16 protein-coding genes and 1 tRNA gene are annotated in these 17602 nt (G+C 57.1%); 5 read left to right on the top strand and 12 right to left on the bottom strand.

What is annotated here, in order from left to right; translation table 11 throughout:
* Positions 1–5 precede the first annotated feature (5 nt).
* The 9 genes from WCG50_RS02600 to tsaD form a co-directional block, all read right to left on the bottom strand.
* Entirely contained in the window at positions 6–485 is a 480-nt protein-coding gene (locus tag WCG50_RS02600) for an NADH-quinone oxidoreductase subunit B family protein (protein WP_336898001.1), read from the bottom strand.
* A gap of 4 nt (positions 486–489) precedes the next feature.
* Positions 490–849, bottom strand: coding sequence for an NADH-quinone oxidoreductase subunit A (locus WCG50_RS02595; RefSeq protein ID WP_336898000.1), 360 nt, complete (start codon positions 847–849; stop codon positions 490–492).
* Between the two features lie 58 nt (positions 850–907).
* Positions 908–992 (bottom strand) — tRNA-Leu (locus WCG50_RS02590).
* 129 nt (positions 993–1121) lie between these two features.
* Entirely contained in the window at positions 1122–1475 is a 354-nt protein-coding gene (secG, locus tag WCG50_RS02585) for a preprotein translocase subunit SecG (protein ID WP_336897999.1), read from the bottom strand.
* A 38-nt stretch (positions 1476–1513) separates the two neighbouring features.
* Positions 1514–2257, bottom strand: a complete 744-nt coding sequence (gene tpiA, locus WCG50_RS02580) for a triose-phosphate isomerase (protein ID WP_336897998.1) — start codon at positions 2255–2257, stop codon at positions 1514–1516.
* On the bottom strand, positions 2254–3249 hold the full coding sequence (locus WCG50_RS02575; RefSeq protein ID WP_336898030.1) for an NAD(P)H-quinone oxidoreductase: 996 nt from the start codon (positions 3247–3249) through the stop codon (positions 2254–2256). The genes tpiA and WCG50_RS02575 overlap by 4 nt, the downstream gene beginning before the upstream one ends.
* Positions 3250–3317: 68 nt before the next feature.
* Positions 3318–5423 carry a polyribonucleotide nucleotidyltransferase gene (pnp, locus tag WCG50_RS02570; RefSeq protein ID WP_336897997.1) on the bottom strand — a complete coding sequence of 702 codons (2106 nt, stop codon included), beginning with the start codon at positions 5421–5423 and terminating at the stop codon, positions 3318–3320.
* A 212-nt stretch (positions 5424–5635) separates the two neighbouring features.
* Positions 5636–5902 (bottom strand): 30S ribosomal protein S15, encoded by a 267-nt coding sequence (rpsO, locus tag WCG50_RS02565; protein ID WP_336897996.1) that lies wholly within the window; start codon positions 5900–5902, stop codon positions 5636–5638.
* A gap of 194 nt (positions 5903–6096) precedes the next feature.
* A complete protein-coding gene (tsaD, locus tag WCG50_RS02560) occupies positions 6097–7149 on the bottom strand; it encodes a tRNA (adenosine(37)-N6)-threonylcarbamoyltransferase complex transferase subunit TsaD (protein ID WP_336898029.1) in 1053 nt (350 codons plus the stop codon).
* A gap of 94 nt (positions 7150–7243) precedes the next feature.
* Here tsaD and WCG50_RS02555 point away from each other — a divergent pair, with 94 nt between their 5' ends.
* On the top strand, positions 7244–7891 hold the full coding sequence (locus WCG50_RS02555; protein WP_336897995.1) for an ANTAR domain-containing protein: 648 nt from the start codon (positions 7244–7246) through the stop codon (positions 7889–7891).
* Here WCG50_RS02555 and WCG50_RS02550 read toward each other — a convergent pair.
* Complete coding sequence (locus WCG50_RS02550) at positions 7835–8506, bottom strand: TetR family transcriptional regulator (RefSeq protein WP_336897994.1); 672 nt, start codon at positions 8504–8506, stop codon at positions 7835–7837. The genes WCG50_RS02555 and WCG50_RS02550 overlap by 57 nt on opposite strands.
* Before the next feature lie 141 nt (positions 8507–8647).
* On the opposite strand from WCG50_RS02550, the gene WCG50_RS02545 reads away from it, so the two are divergent.
* From WCG50_RS02545 to WCG50_RS02535, 3 genes are read left to right on the top strand one after another with little or no spacing between them, the layout of a single operon-like run.
* Positions 8648–9943 carry an efflux RND transporter periplasmic adaptor subunit gene (locus tag WCG50_RS02545; protein ID WP_336897993.1) on the top strand — a complete coding sequence of 432 codons (1296 nt, stop codon included), beginning with the start codon at positions 8648–8650 and terminating at the stop codon, positions 9941–9943.
* A gap of 12 nt (positions 9944–9955) precedes the next feature.
* On the top strand, positions 9956–13111 hold the full coding sequence (locus WCG50_RS02540) for an efflux RND transporter permease subunit (protein ID WP_336897992.1): 3156 nt from the start codon (positions 9956–9958) through the stop codon (positions 13109–13111).
* A 22-nt stretch (positions 13112–13133) separates the two neighbouring features.
* Positions 13134–14564: an efflux transporter outer membrane subunit gene (locus tag WCG50_RS02535; RefSeq protein ID WP_336898028.1), complete on the top strand. Its 1431-nt coding sequence runs from the start codon at positions 13134–13136 to the stop codon at positions 14562–14564.
* Positions 14565–14569: 5 nt separating this feature from the next.
* Here the strand turns inward: WCG50_RS02535 and WCG50_RS02530 are convergent, their stop codons facing one another.
* Together WCG50_RS02530 and WCG50_RS02525 are read right to left on the bottom strand one after the other, a co-directional pair.
* Positions 14570–15964 (bottom strand): tetratricopeptide repeat protein, encoded by a 1395-nt coding sequence (locus WCG50_RS02530; RefSeq protein WP_336897991.1) that lies wholly within the window; start codon positions 15962–15964, stop codon positions 14570–14572.
* Between the two features lie 205 nt (positions 15965–16169).
* Positions 16170–16358: a hypothetical protein gene (locus WCG50_RS02525; protein ID WP_336897990.1), complete on the bottom strand. Its 189-nt coding sequence runs from the start codon at positions 16356–16358 to the stop codon at positions 16170–16172.
* On the opposite strand from WCG50_RS02525, the gene WCG50_RS02520 reads away from it, so the two are divergent.
* Positions 16357–17601, top strand: coding sequence for an ABC transporter substrate-binding protein (locus WCG50_RS02520; RefSeq protein WP_336897989.1), 1245 nt, complete (start codon positions 16357–16359; stop codon positions 17599–17601). The genes WCG50_RS02525 and WCG50_RS02520 overlap by 2 nt on opposite strands.
* Position 17602: the final 1 nt, after the last annotated feature.

Below are 17602 nucleotides of genomic sequence, written 5' to 3'. Positions count from 1 at the left end.
ATCCTTTATGCCCGTGCAATCGTTTGCGTTCTACGGATTTTTAACTGCAACTGCATGATTCCGTAAATCAACGCTTCAGCAGTTGGAGGACAACCAGGCACATAGACATCGACCGGAACAATTCTGTCGCACCCACGCACAACGGAATAACTGTAGTGGTAATAACCACCACCATTGGCACAGGAACCCATACTAATGACCCAACGCGGCTCCGACATCTGGTCGTAGACCTTGCGCAAGGCCGGCGCCATTTTATTGCACAAAGTCCCAGCAACAATCATCAAATCTGATTGACGAGGACTGGCGCGAAATACTTCAGCGCCAAAACGACTAATGTCATATCGCGCTGCTGCTGCATGCATCATTTCAACCGCACAGCAAGCCAAGCCAAACGTCATTGGCCAGACTGAACCAGTCTTAGCCCAATTCATCACCGAGTCGTAACTTGTGGTGACAAAGCCTTCTTTTAAAATGCCTTCGATCATCGCATTACTCCCAGTCAAGGGCCCCTTTTTTCCACATGTAAACAAAGCCTATGACAAGAATGCCCACAAACTCCATTACCGTCCAGAATCCAAGAATTCCTATCTCCTTGAGCGCTACAGCCCACGGAAAAAGAAAGGCGATTTCAAGGTCAAACAAAATGAACAAAATGGCCACCAAGTAGTAGCGCACATCGAATTTCATTCGCGCATCTTCGAAAGCTTCGAAGCCGCATTCATACGGGGAGTTTTTGGCCGGATCTGGCCGATTCGGGCCAAGAATATAGCCCAGAATTTGAGGAACAACGCCTACTGCAATGCCCACCAAAATGAACATAAGGACTGGCAAGTACTGATCAAGGTTCATCTTAGTATTCTGATCAAAGTCTTACCTGATGCATACAAATACACCAAGCTTGTTAATTTGGTGCCGTCGGCGAGACTCGAACTCGCAAAGCTTTCGCCACTACCACCTCAAGATAGCGTGTCTACCAATTTCACCACGACGGCGGTTTTCTAATACCTGAATTTACGAATGATCTTCGTAGATCAAGCTTTCCAAACAGAACTAGAGTTTACCCTGAAATTCCCTGATTTAGAGCATGGAATTAGGCAATTTAACGCGTAAGTCAGGTACGGTTATTTTGATGGAATTTGAGCTGCACCTGAAGCGGGCACCACAGGCACCACAGCGGCAGGAATAGGTGCTGCAACGGTCGAGCTTTCAAGCACACTGCCTGAACTTGCTGCAGGACGAGCCGCACCAAAATAAGCCAGCATCAGTGTGCACACAAAGAAGATCGTGGCTAACACTGCCGTTGTTCGCGACAAAAAGTTGGCACTACCACTGGCACCAAAAAGACTACCGGAGCCACCACTGCCAAAGGCTGCTCCCATGTCAGCACCTTTGCCGTGCTGAACCAGAATCAGACCTACCATGCTCACAGCTGCAATCATCTGCACGGCGAGAAGGATCGTTAAAAAAACACTCATTGAAAACTCCAAAATTTGTTGCAGCTAAAAACCCAGAATCAAAGGGCTGAAGCAATAATTGATAAAAAATCTGCGGCTTTAAGCGAGGCCCCGCCAACCAAACCCCCATCTATATCCGGTTGAGCCAATAACTGCGCAGCGTTAGCAGCATTCATGCTGCCACCATAAAGGATATGAATACGATCTGCCTGTGGGGTTGCTGCTTTTAATTGAGCACGCAAAACAGCGTGCACCTGTTGTGCCTGCTCGACGCTGGCAGTTTTACCGGTGCCAATCGCCCAAACAGGCTCATACGCCACCACGATCTCGCTGATGCAATGACCATTGGTATGTATAACTGCAGCCAGTTGACGCTTGACCACTTCTTCAGTTTTACCGGCCTCACGCTCAGCCAGTGTTTCGCCAACACAAACGATTGGCGTAATACCGCAAGCCAGCGCACGCTGCGCTTTAGAAGCTACCAGCGCATCTGTCTCAAAATGGTATTGACGGCGTTCAGAATGCCCAACCAATACATACCGTGTTCCAAACTCATTGAGCATGGCACCAGATATTTCACCGGTATAGGCGCCAACCTCATGCGGGGAAACGTCCTGAGCCCCAACATCGATAGCGCTTCCGTTTAGCAAAGCTTGCATTTGCGCCAGATAAATCGATGGTACGCACAGTGCCACATGGCAAGCTGGAGAACCTAGACCCGCTAACAGACCTTTAACCAAAGTCTCGTTGCCCGCCAGACTGCCATTCATTTTCCAGTTGCCTGCGATCAGTTTCTTTTTCATGCATTTCCCCAAGTCAAAACTATTTTTCCAACATGCTGGTTTGATTCCATCAGGGCGTGTGCCTTGAAAGCATCGTGCGCCTCGAACGTACTGTGAATAACCGGTTTGATGCGACCACCCTCAATCAACGGCCAAACATTTTTCAGACAAGCCTGTGCAATCGCCTCTTTAAAGGCAATAGGCCTTGGCCGCAGGGTTGAACCTGTGATGGTCAAGCGCCGACGCAGTACCAAGCCAGCATTTATTTCACACTTTATGCCACCCTGCACCGCAATGATGACAAGACGACCATCTTCACTTAAACACTCAATTTCTTTCGCGACATAGCTGCCGGCGACCATGTCAAGAATGACATTGACACCCTGCCCGCTCGTCAGTCGCTTGACCTCGACCTGGAAATCATGTGTCTTGTAATTGATGGCGTGGTCAGCCCCCAAGGCCAGGCAAGCGGCGCATTTTTCATCGCTGCCGGCCGTGACGATCACCTTGGCACCCATGGCTTTGGCCAACTGAATGGCGGTCACACCAATGCCGCTGGAGCCACCCTGAATCAACAGCGTTTCGCCCGACTGCAGATGAACCCGGTCAAACACATTGCTCCAGACCGTGAAAAATGTCTCTGGCAGCGAGGCTGCCTCAACATCCGTCAAGCCTTTGGGAACTGGCAGGCATTGGCCCACCGGCGCCACACAATATTGGGCATAACCACCACCGGCCACCAGCGCACAAACCCGGTCACCCCGTTTGAAGCCTGCCCGCAAGAGTTCTTGAGCATCGCCCTGTTCGATCACGCCTGCCACTTCGAGCCCAGGAATATCCGAGGCCCCCGGTGGCACCGGATAGTTGCCGGTGCGCTGCAAAACATCGGGGCGATTAACCCCGCTGGCCGCCACGCGGATCAGCAACTCACCTACACCCGGCACTGGCACAGGCCGGTCCGCCAGTCGCAAAACGTCTGGCGCACCGAACTCGCGAATCTCAATTACTTTCATGGTCATTTCAGGCAGTAGCTCCCGTGCAGCAAGCGTGAGTAGCTATTAAATTAATAGCTACTCAACAATCAGACTTGCGCCGGACGGTCCATCAAAACCTTCATGGACAGCTTGATACGGCCCTTTTCGTCGGTTTCCATGACCTTGACTTTGACGATCTGACCTTCGGTCAGGTAATCAGAGACTTTTTCGACACGCTCATGCGCGATCTGGCTGATGTGCAACAAACCGTCTTTACCCGGCAGCAAGTTGATCAGCGCGCCAAAATCGAGAATCTTGGTGACGGGGCCTTCGTAGATCTTGCCGATTTCGACTTCAGCGGTAATCTGTTGAATGCGGCGTTTGGCTTCTTCGGCCTTCGCTGGATCAGCGGACGCGATGGTGATGGTGCCATCTTCGTCGATGTTGATCTGGGTACCGGTTTCTTCGGTCAGCGCACGAATGACGGAGCCGCCTTTGCCGATCACGTCACGAATCTTCTCGGGATTGATCTTCATGGTGAACAGACGCGGCGCAAAGTTGGACACTTCGGTCTTGGCTTCAGCCATGGCTTCGGTCATTTTGCCCAGAATGTGCATGCGCGCTTCCTTGGCCTGAGCCAACGCCACTTGCATGATTTCTTTGGTAATACCCTGGATTTTGATGTCCATTTGCAGCGCGGTAATACCGTTGGTGGTACCGGCTACCTTGAAGTCCATGTCGCCGAGGTGATCTTCGTCACCCAGAATGTCGGTCAGCACAGCAAAGCGGCCTTCTTCCTTGATCAGACCCATGGCGATACCGGCCACGTGGGCTTTCATGGGAACGCCAGCGTCCATCAAAGACAAGCAACCGCCGCAGACCGAAGCCATCGACGAGGAACCATTGGATTCGGTGATTTCAGACACCACACGCATGGTGTACGGAAAGTCTTCTTTGCTTGGCAACACAGCCATCAAAGCGCGCTTGGCCAAACGGCCGTGACCGATTTCGCGACGTTTTGGCGTACCCACACGACCGGTTTCGCCAGTGGCGAACGGAGGCATGTTGTAGTGCAGCATGAAGCGGTCTTCGTACTCGCCAGCCAAAGCGTCAATGCGTTGTGCATCGCGCTCGGTGCCCAGCGTGGTGACCACCAAAGCCTGGGTTTCGCCACGGGTGAACAAGGCCGAACCGTGGGTGCGGGGCAGCACGCCGTTGCGGATTTCAATGGCGCGAACGGTGCGTGTGTCGCGACCGTCAATGCGGGGCTCGCCGGCCAGAATCTGACTGCGAACAATCTTGGCTTCGATGTCAAACAACATACCTTCAACCGCCACGCTGTCAAACGGCACGCCGTCCAGCTTCAGGTCGGCCATGACAACGGCGTAGGCTTCGCGGCAAGCGCGGGTGCGCGCTTGCTTGTTGCGGATTTGGTAAGCAGCGGCGAGTTTCTCACCGGCCAGTGCGCCCACTTTGGCAATCAGGGGTTCGTTCTTGACGGGGGCTTTCCAATCCCACATCGGTTTGCCGGCGTCACGAACCAGGTCGTGAATCGCGTTGATGGCGATAGCGCCTTGCTCATGGCCAAACACCACGGCGCCGAGCATGATTTCTTCTGACAATTGCTGGGCTTCAGACTCAACCATCAACACGGCCGATTCGGTACCTGCCACCACGAGGTCCATGATGGAACCCTTGCGAGCCGTTTGACCTGGATTGAGCACGTATTCGCCGTTGACATAGCCCACACGAGCCGCGCCGATAGGGCCGCTGAATGGGATGCCGCTGACCGACAGCGCCGCGCTGACAGCGATCAATGCCGCAATGTCAGCATCCACTTCAGGGTTCAACGACAGCGTGTGAACCACCACATGCACTTCATTGAAGAAACCTTCTGGGAACAGGGGGCGAATGGGGCGGTCGATCAGGCGACTGGTCAGCGTTTCAAACTCGCTGGGGCGGCCTTCGCGCTTGAAGAAGCTGCCGGGGATCTTGCCTGCAGCGTAGGTTTTTTCAAGGTAATCAACGGTCAAAGGGAAGAAATCCTGACCGGCTTTGCCTTCGGTCTTGGCAACCACAGTGGCCAACACGACGGTGCCGTCCATGTCCAGCAGCACAGCGCCGGTGGATTGGCGGGCGATTTCGCCGGTTTCCATGGTGACGGTGTTTTGACCCCATTGGAAGGTCTTGGTAACTTTGTTGAATATGCTCATTTGTGTTTCCTGGTTCAATTTAAAAAACAGTTGCAAGGTGCTGGCCACCTCGCCCAAGCCCGGATTGAGCTCACAGAACACGATGCCATTCCAGGAAAATTCGGTCTGAATTCATCTGGAATGACACAGCTTCGCTCCGTTATTGCCTACTCCGAAGTAAAAAACGCCTGAGCTAGTAACCTAACTCAGGCGTTCATCATTCGATTTAACGATTACTTGCGCAGACCCAACTTGGCGATCAGGGCAACATAACGCTCGTGGTCTTTGGAATTGAGGTAATCCAACAGTTTGCGGCGACGGCTCACCATGCGCAACAGGCCGCGACGACCGTGGTGGTCTTTGGCGTGGGTCTTGAAGTGAGGAGTGAGTTCGTTGATACGGGCAGTCAACAAAGCCACTTGGACTTCAGGACTACCGGTGTCGCCGGCTTGGCGTGCGTTGTCTTTAACGACAGCGGCTTTAATGCTGGATGCGATCATTTTTTATTTCCTGTTTGATTTAAAACTTGCGTCAGGCGCTGGAACTGCCCCTGACGTGTGACTCTGCGGAGTGCAAAGCCGTCGGATTATAACCACGGCCGCCGACCTCAAGAATCACGAGCCAATTAACCCGCCTTCACTACGCTATATGTTTAATAGCTGCTTACGCTTACTGCACGGGGGCTAGAGCCTGTTTAGATCATATTTAACGGCCAACGCGGCTTGACATCAAATGCATAAACCTCGCTGGCTGTTTGTTGACCGGACTGCAAACGCATGGCCGCAGCCATGGCGATCATGGCGCCGTTGTCGGTACACAAATGCAATTCGGGGTAATGCACGCGCACCCGGCGCTTGGCACATTCGGCATTGAGTTGCTCGCGCAGGAGTCGATTGGCGCCCACGCCACCGGCCACCACCAAGCGATTCAAACCGGTCTGACTCAAGGCGGTCAGCGACTTTTTCACCAACACTTCGACAATCGCCGCTTGCGTGGAAGCGGCCAGATCGGCCAACTGATTCACGGGCAAGGCTTCCACCCCACAGTCTTGCGCCGTAGCGAGTTTCTTGGCCTGCACCATCACCGCCGTTTTCAAACCCGAAAATGAAAAATCGAGATTGCCACTGTGCAGCAAGGGTCGCGGCAACTTGAAGGCACCCGGGTCTCCCAACAAAGCCAGTTTTGACAATGCTGGACCACCCGGATAACCCAGACCCAGCAACTTGGCCGACTTGTCAAACGCCTCGCCAGCGGCATCATCAATGGTTTCACCCAGCATTTCGTAGCGCCCTACCCCATCGACCCGCATCAACTGCGTGTGCCCACCTGAGACCAGCAACGCCACAAACGGAAATTCAGGCGGATCGGCACTCAAAAACGGCGACAGCAAATGCCCTTCAAGATGGTGCACGCCCAGCACCGGTTTACCCAAAGCGGCGCCCAGCGCGCAGGCCACACCCGCGCCCACCAGCAATGCACCCGCCAGCCCGGGACCACGGGTAAAAGCCACCACATCAATGTCTTCCAGCGCCCGCCCCGAGGCCGCCAACACCTGCTCCGTCAAAGGCAGCACTCGGCGAATATGGTCGCGACTGGCCAACTCAGGCACCACGCCCCCGTAGGCCTGGTGCATTTCAATCTGGCTGTAAAGCGCGTCGGCCAACAGCACGGGCACCCCATTGCCGCGCACCTCAACCAGCGCGACCCCGGTTTCATCACACGAGGACTCAATCCCCAACACTTGCAAGTATTTCGTCATAGCGAGCGAGTTTAGGGGAAGGGCAGCGCCAATCCCAACAAGAACCGAAGTAAATGGCGTGATTCTTGCATCCAATTTATTTATGAACCAAGCCCTGAGAATCGTTGTCGTCGCCCCTGATCTGGCCATTGAAGACCAGACGGATGACTACGCCATCCACCAGGCCGAGCGCTCGCGCAGCCTGCGCATTGGCCTGCTGGAAAATGGCTTTAATCTGGTCGCCAGTTTGCCGGCTGATGTATTTTTAACCGAACGACTGGCCCAGTTGCAGCCCGACCTGATCATCGTGGACGCCGAAAGCGAGGCGCGCGATGCCCTGGAGCACGTGGTGATGGCGACCCGCGATGCGCGCCGCCCTATCGTCATGTTCACCAACGACAGCGACACCACACACGTCAAAGCCGCCGTGGCGGCGGGCGTGTCGGCTTACATCGTGGCGGGTTTGTCGGCCGAGCGCATTCGCCCGATTCTTGACGTCGCGATGGCCCGTTTTGAGCACGAGCAGGCGCTGCGCCAGGAGTTGGCCGACACCAAAACCGAGCTGGGCGAACTCAGCACCGAGTTAAAAGACCGCAAAGTGATTGACCGGGCCAAGGGCTTGCTGATGCAGCGTCAGGGCTTGAGTGAACCCGCGGCTTTTGCCAAACTGCGCAAAGCCGCGATGGACAAGGGTTTAAAACTGGCCGACGTGGCTCAGCGCATGCTGGACATGGCCGACTTGCTGGGCTGACATCAAGCCCAGGCCGACCAAGTAGGTGCAAACCGCAGCTTCTGCCACCACCACCAACTCAAACGAGGTCGGCGCCAGTAACCAGGTATGAATCAACCCCACCACCAGCGCATGCAAGCCTTGCGCGGCCACCGCAGGCGGCATCGGCAAGGGCGTGGCGCGTCGCACGGCGGCCTCTTCGAGACTGCGCTGCATCTGGCTAACACCCTCCACATAGCACTGTAGATGGCGCGCCTTGACCGCCAACAGTTCATCCACGTACTCCACTTTGAGTGTCGCCACCTCAAACACCCGCCGGGTCCGCTCGTCCAGGGCAATCTTGCGCATGGCATCGAGAATTGCCCGCTGCAACTCGTCCAAGGGGTCTTGCCCGGCATCGTGCCCGATCTGCTGCAGAGCATCCTCCATCGGCAAGGTCGTGCGGTCCATCATGGCGTTGAACAGATCCGCCTTGTTCTTGAAATGCCAATAAATCGCCCCCCGGCTCACGCCCGCTGCTTCAGCAATGTCATGCAAGGAAGTGCGGGACACCCCTTTTTCGGAAAACACCAGTTCAGCCGCATCCAGCAACCGGTCTCGGGTCGCAAGCGCTTCTTCTTTGGTGCAACGGGCCATGGTGGGTACTTTCAGACAACAACAAAAACAATTCCCCATTTTTTCATACATTCACGACTGTATGTATAATTTTTACATATTATTGCCACCCGCTACGATGGCGTAATTTCTGATCATTTGACTTTATTCTGGGAAACCACCATGTCTTCACCGTGCGCTCGCCATTCCAACTCAGCCCCCGTTTTACAGCGCTCTTCTTTGACTGGCCGACTGGCCTTGAGCTCACTCAGTCTGGCGGCTTTGCTCGCAGGCTGCGGCCCGAACACGGCGCCACCCGCTGGCCCACCCGGCGGCATGCCGCCGGCTGAAGTCGGTGTTGTAACCGTCACGCCAGGCGAAGTCGGCCTGATCAACGAACTGCCCGGTCGTCTGGAAGCTTCGCGCCTGGCACAAGTGCGGGCGCAAGCCACCGGCATCCTGAAACAACGACTGTTCCGTGAAGGCAGCGATGTCAAAGCCGGACAGGCTTTATTTGCCATTGACCCGAGCCCCTACCAGGCTACTTTTGCCAGTGCCGAGGCCAGCCTGGCCAAAGCCGAGGCCAACCTGATGCAAGCCAGTGCCCAAGCCAACCGCTACAAACCCCTGGCCGAAGCCAAAGCCATTAGCCAGCAAGAGTATGTGAGCGCACAAGCCGCCAGCAAACAGGCCGAAGCCGACGTCGCCATCGGCAAAGCTGCGGTACAAACTGCCCGCATCAACCTGAACTACGCCACCGTCAGCGCCCCGATTTCAGGCAGCATTGGCCGCGCTTTGGTCACTGAAGGCGCACTGGTCAGCCAGGGTGAAGCGACACAACTCGCCGTCATCCAGCAGATTGACCCGATGTACATCAACTTCACCCAGTCGGCCTCCGAGGCGCTCAAGCTCAAGGCAGGTCTGGCCAATGGCAAGTACAAACAGGCCGGCAAAGGTGCTGCCAGCGTCACCATCGTCATGGAAGATGGCAGCACCTACGCCCACACCGGCCGCCTGCTGTTCACCGACCTGACGGTAGACGCCACCAGTGGACAAGTCACACTGCGCGCTGAAGTTCCGAACCCCGAGAAGCAACTCTTGCCCGGTCTGTATGTGCGCGTCAAGCTGCAGCAAGCGCAAGTCAGTGGTGCCATCCTGCTGCCACAGCAAGCCGTCACCCGGTCTGCGCAAGGCGACTCTGTCATGGTGGTTGGTACCGACAACCGCCTGACCCCACGCCCGATCAAACTCGGCCCCGCACAAGGCAACACCTGGGTGGTGCTAGAAGGCCTTAAAGCTGGCGAACAGGTGATGGTCGATGGCTTCCAGAAACTGCCTCGCGGCAAGCCCGGCGACCCCATCACCGTCAAACCGGTGCCTTGGCAAGCACTGGGCAGCAAGCCCGCTGCAACCGCAGCAGCTACTGCCGCCAGTGCCCCTGCCGCGCCCGCCAGCGCAGCTTCCAGCGCCGCTCGCTAAGGAACCCGGTTCATGGCTAAATTTTTTATTGAGCGCCCCATCTTTGCGTGGGTGATCGCCATTTTCATCATGGTTCTGGGTGCTGTCTCGATCAAGCAGCTGCCAGTGGCCCAGTACCCCACGGTCGCCCCGCCGACCATTCAAATCTCGGCCGCCTACCCCGGCGCCACCGCGCAAACCCTTGAAGACAGCGTGCTGGCTGTGATTGAGCGCGAAATGAACGGCGCCACCGGCCTGGCCTACATGGAAACCACAAGCCAGGCCAATGGCACGGGCATGATCTCTCTGAGTTTTGAGCCCGGCACCGACCCGGCCATGGCGCAAGTGGACGTGCAAAACCGCTTGGCCCGGGCCACCCCGCGCTTGCCGGCAGCTGTTACACAACAGGGCGTGCGGGTTGAGAAAGCGCGCTCCAACTTCTTGCTGTTCGCCATGCTCTCGTCCAAGAGCCCGGACGTCAGCATCGACATGCTCAATGACTATGCCGCCCGCAACATCTTGCCCGAACTGCAGCGGCTGGCAGGCGTCGGCACCGTCACGCAATTTGGCTCCGAGCGCGCCATGCGGGTCTGGATTGAACCCGCCAAACTAAAAGGCTTCAACCTATCAATTGACCAGGTGAATGCCGCTATTCGTGCGCAAAACGCGCAGATTTCGGCCGGTAATCTGGGCGACCTGCCCAGCGCCGCCAACCAGACCGTGACCGCCACCATCGTCGTACCGGGTCAGCTGACCTCGATCGCCGAGTTCGGCAATATCCAGCTGCGCGCCAACACCGACGGTTCGTCGGTGCGCCTGAAAGATGTTGCCCGCATCGAACTGGGGGCTCAGAGTTACGCCACCAGCGCACGTCTGAACGGCCAGGCGGCAGTCGGCATGGGCGTGCAACTCACGCCCACCGCCAACGCACTGGCCACCGCAAAAGCAATCAAGGCCAAACTGGCCGAATTGCAGACCTTCTTCCCGCCGGGCGTGAGTTACGCCATTCCTTACGACAGCTCGATCTTTATCACGGTGTCTATCGGCAAAGTGATTGAGACCCTGCTGGAAGCCATCGTGCTGGTGTTCTTGGTGATGTACCTGTTTCTGCAGAACATCCGCTACACCATCATTCCGACCATCGTGGTGCCTGTCGCCCTGCTGGGTACTTTCGGCGCCCTGCTGGCCATGGGCTTCTCGATCAATGTGCTGACCATGTTCGGCATGGTGTTGGTCATCGGCATCGTGGTCGATGACGCGATTGTGGTAGTGGAGAACGTCGAGCGCATCATGAGCGAAGAAGGCCTGCCCCCGTTGCAGGCCACGCGCAAAGCGATGGGCCAGATCTCGGGCGCCATCATCGGCATTACCGTGGTGCTGATCTCGGTGTTTGTGCCGCTGGCCTTTTTCGCCGGTTCTACCGGCAACATTTACCGTCAGTTCTCCGCCACGATGGCCACCTCAATCGCCTTTTCGGCCTTCCTGGCGCTGTCTTTGACCCCGGCCCTGTGCGCCACGCTGCTCAAACCGGTTGAGGCGGGGCACCATCTGGAAAAAACCGGCTTCTTTGGCTGGTTCAACCGCAAGTTCAAGTCCACCGCCAAAAACTACGAGACCGGACTCGCCAAGCTCCTCCCGCGCGCGGGCCGGATGATGATCGTCTACGCCCTGCTGATCGGCGTCGTCGGACTCATTTACGTCCGTTTGCCGACTTCTTTCCTACCCAATGAAGACCAGGGCTATATCCTGGCCAATGTGCAACTGCCGCCCGGTGCTTCCCAGGAACGAACCCGTACCGTGCTGGAACAGGTCGAAGGCTACATGCTCAAGCAACCCGAGATCGCCAACATCGTCACCGTGGCTGGCTATTCGTTCTCTGGACAGGGACAAAATGCGGGCTTGGCATTCATCATGCTCAAGAACTGGGACGAACGCAGCGGTGACGAACATTCAGCCCAGATGGTGGCCAAGCGCGCTTTTGGCGCGCTGATGGGCCTGCATGACGCCTTCATCTTTGCCCTGAGCCCACCGCCGATCCCCGAGTTGGGCAATGCGACCGGCTTCACGTTCCGACTGCAGGACCGCGGCAGCAAAGGCCACGCGGCCCTGTTGAATGCGCGCAATATGCTGCTCGGTATGGCCAGCCAGAGCAAAGTGCTCGCCGGCGTGCGCCCTGACGGCATGGAAGACGCACCGCAGATGCAAATTGACATCGACCGCAGCAAGTCCAGCGCACTGGGCGTTAGTTTTGATGCCGTCAACAGCGCACTGTCGACCGCCTTGGGCTCCAACTACATCAACGACTTTCCCAACGATGGCCGCTTGCAGCGCGTGATCGTCCAGGCCGAGGCATCCGCTCGCATGCAGCCCGAAAGGATCCTTGAGTTGCCTGTGCTCAACAGCAGTGGCCAATTGGTCCAACTCTCCGCCTTCGCCAGCACCCGCTGGATCACCGGACCGATGCAAACCGTGCGCTACAACGGCTACCCGGCCATGAAAATTTCCGGCGATGCTGGCCCCGGCTTCAGCACCGGCGACGCCATGGCGGAGATGGAAAAACTCGCCACCAAGCTGCCGGAAGGCTTTGGTTTTGAGTGGACCGGTCAGTCGCGAGAAGAAAAACTCGCGGGCGCACAGGCCATGGTGTTGTATGGCTTCTCACTGTTGGCCGTGTTCCTGTGCCTGGGTGCGCTGTATGAAAGCTGGTCGATCCCATTCGCGGTGCTGCTGGTGGTGCCGCTCGGCGTGCTCGGCGTGGTGCTGGCCACCCTGCTGCGCGGCATGTCGAATGACGTTTACTTCCAGATCGGCCTGATCACCATCATCGGTCTGGCTTCCAAGAATGCGATTCTGATCATTGAATTCGCCAAAGACCTGCAGGCCGAAGGCAAGAGCCTGATGGCGTCCGCGCTGGAAGCTGCCCACTTGCGCTTTCGCCCCATCATCATGACCTCGATGGCGTTCACCCTGGGCGTGCTTCCACTTTACCTCGCCGTTGGCGCCAGTTCGGCCAGTCAGCGCGCCATTGGCACCGGCGTGATTGGCGGCATGATCACCGGCACGGTGCTGGCCGTCACATTTGTTCCCGCCTTCTTTGTGCTGGTGCGCAGTTTCTTCAAGGGCAGTCAGCGCCAGCACGAACACGATGCCAAAGTGGTCAAGCAACACCACGAGGCTGAGCATGAATAACACCCCCAACCCCACACTGCTCATGAAGACACGTCAAAACTCCTTCGCCCGGCAAGTGCCGTTCAGCCTGGCCTTGGCTGCGGTAGCCGCAGTCGCCTTGCTGGCTGGCTGCTCAATGATCCCGACCTACGAGCGCCCGGCAGCGCCAATCGAGGCGCAGTGGCCCGGTTCCACGCTCAAAACTGCCCCGGCCAGCCCTGCGGTGGCAGACGTCGCCTGGCAAGACTATTTCACCGACGCCACGCTGCGCCGCCTGATCGACACCGCCCTGGCCAACAACCGCGACCTGCGTGTGGCAGTGCTCAACATCGAACAAGCTCGCGCACAACTAGGCATCAAGCGAGCGGACCAGTTCCCCACTTTGAACGCTGCGGTCACCGGTTCGCGCACGCCCAGTAGCAACGGTGGCATTACCAGCGTCTACAGCGCCGGCTTGCTCGTCACCGCCTACGAGATTGATTTCTTTGGCCGCGTCGCCAGCCTTAAAGAACAGGCGCTGGCTCAATACCTAGCCACCACCGAAGGCAGCCAGACTGCCCAGATCAGCCTGATTGCCACCGTCGCTCAAAGCTGGCTTGGTTTGCTGGCCGACGAGGAACTGCTGGCCCTCACGCAGCAAACACTGGCGACCCGCGAAGCCTCCTACAAACTGGTGCAACTGCGTTTTGACATCGGTGCCTCGTCCGAACTGGACCTGCGCCTGGCCCAATCGCTGGTGGAAGCCGCCCGTGTCACACAGGCACAACAGCAACGCCAGCGCGCACTGGATGAAAATGCCCTCGTTCTGTTGCTGGGCCAAGGCCTGCCAACTGACGTGCGCGGCCTCCTGCCAAGTACAAAGCTCACCTCAATGCGCTTGGCGGAACTGCCCGCCGGGTTGCCCTCGGACCTGCTCACGCGCCGCCCCGACATCCGTCAGGCCGAACAACAACTGATTGCGGCCAATGCCAATATTGGTGCCGCACGGGCCGCCTTCTTTCCGCGCATCTCGCTGACCGCTGGTTTAGGTTCGGGCAGCAGCGAACTGGCGGGACTGTTCAAAGACGGTTCTTGGGGCTTCACGATGGCGCCGCAACTGTTGCTGCCGCTGTTCGATGCCGGGCGCAATCAGGCCGGGCTGGATTCCGCCAAAACCGGGCGCGCGATTGCCGTGGCCCAGTATGAGAAAAGCATCCAAAGCGCCTTCCGTGAAGTGGCCGATGCACTGGCCGGGCGCGAGGCACTGGATCGCCAAGTGCAAGCCACCCAAGCACAACTGGATGCCGAAAGCACCCGCTTGCGTCTGACCAACCTGCGCTATGAGAACGGCGCCGCCAGCCAGCTTGACTGGTTGGACGCCCAACGCTCGCAATTTGCCGTGCAGCAGGCGCTGGTGCAAACCCGGCTGGCTTATTTACAAAACCAGGTGGCGTTGTACAAAACGCTGGGCGGCGGTGCCTCCGCGACGAAGTAAATCACTCAGGAGGTTGACGACAGCCTTGCGGTCGCAAATTCCTGCAAGGCGGCCACCACATCGTTGACGACAGCGTTCCAGTCGCCGGGCTGGGACTGACGAAAAATTCGCATGACGCCGGGGTACCACAAGGAACCGGCACCTTCACTTCCCCATCGCCAGTCGGTCATGTAATCTGGCAGCAACAACCAGCATGGTTTGCCCAGCGCCGCCGTCAAATGCGCCATGGCGGTGTCCACGCAAATCACCAGGTCAAGTTGAGCCACAATGGCCGCCGCATCGGCAAAGTCCGTCATCTGGGACCCCAGAGCCAGCAGGGAAAGTCCGGTCGGTGGCCGCAAAGCCTCGTCTTCACCTTCGCCTTTTTGCAGACTGATAAAGCAAGCCTGTTTCACGGCTCCCAAAGGCGCCAGCAGGTCCAGACTCGCCAGCGAACGATCGGCGTCATTTTCAAATTTCGGGTTGCCTTTCCAAACCAGACCCACCCGCAGGCTAGCGTCAGGTAACGCGTCACGCCACTTCGGCATCAACCCCGCGTTGGCTTGAAGGTAAGGAATCTCGGCTGGAATATTTTCGGCGCGTGTCTGGCAATAGTAGGGAATGCTCATCAATGGCGTCCAGAAATCCCAGCCAGACTTGGGGATGTTCTCGTCATAAGCCATGACCGCATCCACACTGTCCAGCGTCATCAGCAGCGTCTTCAAGGCCGGGTGACACAACAGCGTGATGCGGCCCGCACCTTGCGCCTTGAGCGCCTTCGCATAGCGGCAAAACTGAATCATGTCGCCATGACCGGCCTCATAACCAATCAGCAGGGATTTGCCAACCAGCGATTCGCCTTGCCAGCGTGGACACGCCAGATAGTTCGCCAGTGCGGTGTACCAATCTCGCGCCTCCAGACTTCGCAAACCTTCCTCAAAACGGCCCTGGCGCAACAACAGATAGCTTAGATTGAAATGTGCTTTGGCATAGGAGCCATCCAGCTGAATCGCTTTTCGCAAACAACTCTCGGCTTCCTCCTCACGCTTCATGCCCGCAAACAGTGCCCCCAGGTTTGACCAGGCGGCCGGTGATTGTGGTTCATGAAAAATGGCCTCTTCGTAGGCTGCCTGAGCCTGCTTAAATCGTTTCTGGCTGGCCAGCAGCGCCCCAAGATTCAGGTGCAGCGTCGAACTCCCCGGGTCCAGCGCCAAGGACTGCCGATAGCAGTCTTCCGCTTGCACGACGTCCCCTTGGTGGTCCATGACGAAACCAAGATTGCCATAGGCTTCAGACAAATCAGGAGCCAGTCGGATGGCTTGTCGAAAGCAGTTTTCGGCGGCGTCGAAATTGCCGGCCGCCATGTGCCGATTGCCCTCGAAAAATTGTGCTTCTGCGTCAATGCGCTGTTGGTTTTGCATGTCGTTCCACAGTGTACAAAATATGCGAACTCCGCAAAGTTAGTAGCTCTCTGGCCTACGCCAACCCTGAATTGGTGCACCGCACAACAACAGTGCTTGGCACAAGGTTAAGGATATAAATGGCGTGTAGCCCACATACCACCTGCGTAAACAGCTATTAATTAAATAGCAAATGAGTCTTTCATAAAACTGGCACAGTCATTGCTTAGATAACTCCGTAACCCGCAAGGGCCAAGCGAGGGTTCGGGTCCAACGGCGGATTCGGAACTTCGTAACCGGACAAAGGCGTCCCCACGGCTTCATCGCGCGAAAGCGTTTTGAAGCCTGTGTGGACGCCTTTTTTATTTCTGAAACCTTGCGGGACATTCCCCAACACTTTAAGGAACGTTGCCATGACTGATCTTCTTAAATCCAGCCTCAGCCGCCGTGCGGTATTGCAAACGGCAGCCATCGGCACAGTGGGCATCAGCCCGGCCCTGCGCTCGGTTGTTTACGCGGGCGGCTCCGATGCACCCGAAAAGACCGAGGTCAAAATCGGCTTCATTCCGCTGACCGATTGCGCCAGCGTGGTGATGGCCTCGGCGCTCGGCATCGACAAGAAATACGGCGTCAAAATTATTCCTACCAAGGAAGCTAGTTGGGCTGGTGTGCGCGACAAACTGGTCACTGGCGAACTCGATTTTGCCCACGTCTTGTACGGCCTGATTTACGGCGTGCATCTCGGGGTCGGTGGTGCCAAAAAAGACATGGCCGTGCTGATGACGCTGAACCAAAACGGCCAGGCCATCACGCTCTCCAAAAAACTCGCCGACAAGGGAGCCGTGGACGGTGCCGGCCTCGCCAAACTGATGGCGGCCGAAAAGCGCGAATACATTTTTGCCCAGACCTTTCCGACCGGCACCCACGCCATGTGGCTGTACTACTGGATGGCGGCCAACGGCATTGACCCGATCAAGGGCGCCAAGGTCATCACCGTGCCACCACCGCAGATGGTGGCCAATATGCGAGTCGGCAATATGGACGGTTTTTGTGTGGGCGAACCCTGGAACCACCGCGCCATCATCGACGGCATCGGCGTCACGGCGGCCACCACGCAAGACATCTGGAAAGACCACCCCGAAAAGGTGCTCGGCACCACCGGCGACTTTGTCAAGAAATACCCGAACACGGCGCGCGCTGTGACGGCAGCCATTCTGGAAGCCGGACGCTGGATTGACGCAGGTCTGGCCAACAAAAACAAAATGGCCGAGACCATTGCCGAAAAGTCCTATGTCAACACCAGCGTCGACGCGATCAACCAGCGCATCATGGGCCGCTACCAAAATGGCATGGGCAAGACTTGGGACGACCCGAACTACATGAAGTTCTACAACGACGGCGCGGTCAATTTTCCATACCTGTCAGACGGCATGTGGTTCCTCACCCAGCAAAAACGTTGGGGCTTGCTCAAGGACCACCCTGACTATCTGGCAGTGGCCAAGCAGATCAACCAGATCGACATCTACAAGCAGGCCGCGACTGCCAGCAAGACACCTATCCCGAAGGATGTGATGCGCTCAGCCAAGCTGATGGACGGCGTGGTGTGGGATGGCAAAGACCCCAAGAAATACGCCGACGGATTCAAGATCAAGGCCTGAA

It is taken from the genome of Rhodoferax sp. (assembly GCF_037143375.1).
GTDB lineage: Bacteria > Pseudomonadota > Gammaproteobacteria > Burkholderiales > Burkholderiaceae_C > Rhodoferax.
Note: the sequence above shows the minus strand (reverse complement) of the source record. Positions and strands in the feature narration are given on the sequence as shown.

What these genes read in the sequence shown, in the direction of transcription:
- WCG50_RS02600 (WP_336898001.1), bottom strand. Translation starts at nt 485, where the DNA reads ATGATCGAAGGCATTTTAAAAGAAGGCTTTGTCACCACAAGTTACGAC.
- WCG50_RS02595 (WP_336898000.1), bottom strand. Translation starts at nt 849, where the DNA reads ATGAACCTTGATCAGTACTTGCCAGTCCTTATGTTCATTTTGGTGGGC.
- secG (WP_336897999.1), bottom strand. Translation starts at nt 1,475, where the DNA reads ATGAGTGTTTTTTTAACGATCCTTCTCGCCGTGCAGATGATTGCAGCT.
- tpiA (WP_336897998.1), bottom strand. Translation starts at nt 2,257, where the DNA reads ATGAAAAAGAAACTGATCGCAGGCAACTGGAAAATGAATGGCAGTCTG.
- WCG50_RS02575 (WP_336898030.1), bottom strand. Translation starts at nt 3,249, where the DNA reads ATGAAAGTAATTGAGATTCGCGAGTTCGGTGCGCCAGACGTTTTGCGA.
- pnp (WP_336897997.1), bottom strand. Translation starts at nt 5,423, where the DNA reads ATGAGCATATTCAACAAAGTTACCAAGACCTTCCAATGGGGTCAAAAC.
- rpsO (WP_336897996.1), bottom strand. Translation starts at nt 5,902, where the DNA reads ATGATCGCATCCAGCATTAAAGCCGCTGTCGTTAAAGACAACGCACGC.
- WCG50_RS02555 (WP_336897995.1), top strand. Translation starts at nt 7,244, where the DNA reads ATGAACCAAGCCCTGAGAATCGTTGTCGTCGCCCCTGATCTGGCCATT.
- WCG50_RS02550 (WP_336897994.1), bottom strand. Translation starts at nt 8,506, where the DNA reads ATGGCCCGTTGCACCAAAGAAGAAGCGCTTGCGACCCGAGACCGGTTG.
- WCG50_RS02545 (WP_336897993.1), top strand. Translation starts at nt 8,648, where the DNA reads ATGTCTTCACCGTGCGCTCGCCATTCCAACTCAGCCCCCGTTTTACAG.
- WCG50_RS02540 (WP_336897992.1), top strand. Translation starts at nt 9,956, where the DNA reads ATGGCTAAATTTTTTATTGAGCGCCCCATCTTTGCGTGGGTGATCGCC.
- WCG50_RS02535 (WP_336898028.1), top strand. Translation starts at nt 13,134, where the DNA reads ATGAAGACACGTCAAAACTCCTTCGCCCGGCAAGTGCCGTTCAGCCTG.
- WCG50_RS02530 (WP_336897991.1), bottom strand. Translation starts at nt 15,964, where the DNA reads ATGCAAAACCAACAGCGCATTGACGCAGAAGCACAATTTTTCGAGGGC.
- WCG50_RS02520 (WP_336897989.1), top strand. Translation starts at nt 16,357, where the DNA reads ATGACTGATCTTCTTAAATCCAGCCTCAGCCGCCGTGCGGTATTGCAA.
- WCG50_RS02525 (WP_336897990.1), bottom strand. Translation starts at nt 16,358, where the DNA reads ATGGCAACGTTCCTTAAAGTGTTGGGGAATGTCCCGCAAGGTTTCAGA.